Here is a 1807-nt window from a genome sequence, read left to right on the forward strand (position 1 = left end):
AATTACCGGCGTTGGCCCAGCTCAACCCGACCCCCACAAATACCGAGACTACGAACTGGCCTGCGCCGCAGCCGCCGCATAACCGCGAAAGTCGAGATACATGCGCCCACCTCCCGCGGTGCCGGGCCGAGTCCGGTCCGGTTACCGTCCCGCTGGCGTCGTCCCGACAACCGATCATTAGACACCCGACGACGAGCAAATACATTCCGGCACGCCGTCCGGCGGGGCGGACGTTTTAGAACATGCCAGAGTGATCGACGGGGTTTAGTGGATCGCCACCGTCGTCGGTTTGACCGGCGACGGCAACGCGGTCTCCCCCATCAGATACTTGTCCACCCCGGCGGCCGCAGCCCGGCCTTCGGCGATCGCCCAGACGATCAGCGACTGGCCGCGGCCCATGTCGCCGGCGACATACACCCCGGGAACCGTGGTGGCGAACTCGCCGTCCCGCGCGACATTGCCCCGCCCGGTGAACTCCACGCCCAGGTCGGTCAGCAGTCCCGGCCGCTCCGGCCCGACGAAGCCCATCGCCAGCAAGACCAGGTCGGCTTCCATCTCGAAGTCGGTGCCGTCGACCTTCTCGAACGTGCCGTGCCTGCGCCGCACCTCGTGGGCCCGCAGCCCGCTGACCCGCCCGTCGCGACCGACGAACTCCTCGGTGTTGACCGAGAACACCCGGTCGCCGCCTTCCTCGTGGGCGGCGCTGGTCCGCATGACCAGCGGGTACATCGGCCACGGGGTGGACGGGTCGCGGTTCTCCGGTGGCCTCGGCATGATCTCGAACTGGTGCACCAGGGTGCCGCCCTGCCGGTGCACGGTGCCCAGGCAGTCCGCGCCGGTGTCGCCACCGCCGATGATGACCACCTTCTTGCCCTTGGCGGTGATCGGCGGCTCCCCGTCCGGGCCGAGCACGTCATCGCCGGCCTGCACCCGGTTCGCCCACGGCAGGTACTCCATCGCCTGATGGATCCCGTCCAGCTCGCGGCCCGGGACCGGCAGATCACGCCACGCGGTCGCCCCGCCGGCCAGCACCACCGCGTCGAAGTCGGCGCGCAGCTGCGCGGCGGTGATGTCCACCCCGACGTTCACGCCGGCGCGGAAGATGGTGCCCTCGGCCTCCATCTGCACCAGCCGGCGATCGATGAAGCGCTTCTCCATCTTGAACTCCGGGATCCCGTACCGCAGCAGGCCCCCGATCCGGTCGTCCCGCTCGAACACCGTCACCGTGTGTCCGGCCCGGGTGAGCTGCTGGGCGGCGGCCAGCCCGGCCGGCCCGGACCCCACCACCGCGACCGACTTGCCGGTCAGCTTCTCCGGCTTGACCGGTTGCACCCAGCCTTCCCGGAAGGCCCGCTCGATGATCTCGTACTCGATCTGCTTGATCGTCACCGGCGGCTGGTTGATGCCCAGCACGCAGGCCGGCTCGCACGGCGCGGGGCAGAGCCGGCCGGTGAAATCCGGGAAGTTGTTGGTGGCGTGCAGCCGATCGAACGCCTCGCGCCACCGACCGGTGCGCACCAGGTCGTTCCACTCCGGGATCAGGTTACCCAGCGGACATCCGTTGTGGCAGAACGGAACACCGCAGTCCATGCACCGGGTCGCCTGCTCGCGCAGGGTGTCCTCGGTGAACTCCTGATACACCTCTTGCCAGTCGTGCAGCCGCTCTTCGACCGGCCGCCGGTCCGGCAGGATCCGCTTGGTGAACTTCAGGAAGCCCCTCGGGTCAGCCATGTGCCGCCTCCATGATCGCCTCGTTCGGGTCGACGCCGGACGCCTCCGCGTCGGCGATCGCGGCGAGCACCCGCTT

The 1807-nt window shown here is 69.3% G+C and carries 1 protein-coding gene; it reads right to left on the reverse strand.

All coding sequences use genetic code 11. The features are described 5' to 3' along the window. Window positions 1-264: 264 nt before the first annotated feature. Window positions 265-1731, reverse strand: coding sequence for a glutamate synthase subunit beta (locus AC2VNT_RS12140; RefSeq protein ID WP_486947098.1), 1467 nt, complete (start codon window positions 1729-1731; stop codon window positions 265-267). Window positions 1732-1807 lie beyond the last annotated feature (76 nt).

This window comes from Mycobacterium sp. TH-M15 (genome assembly GCF_057473705.1).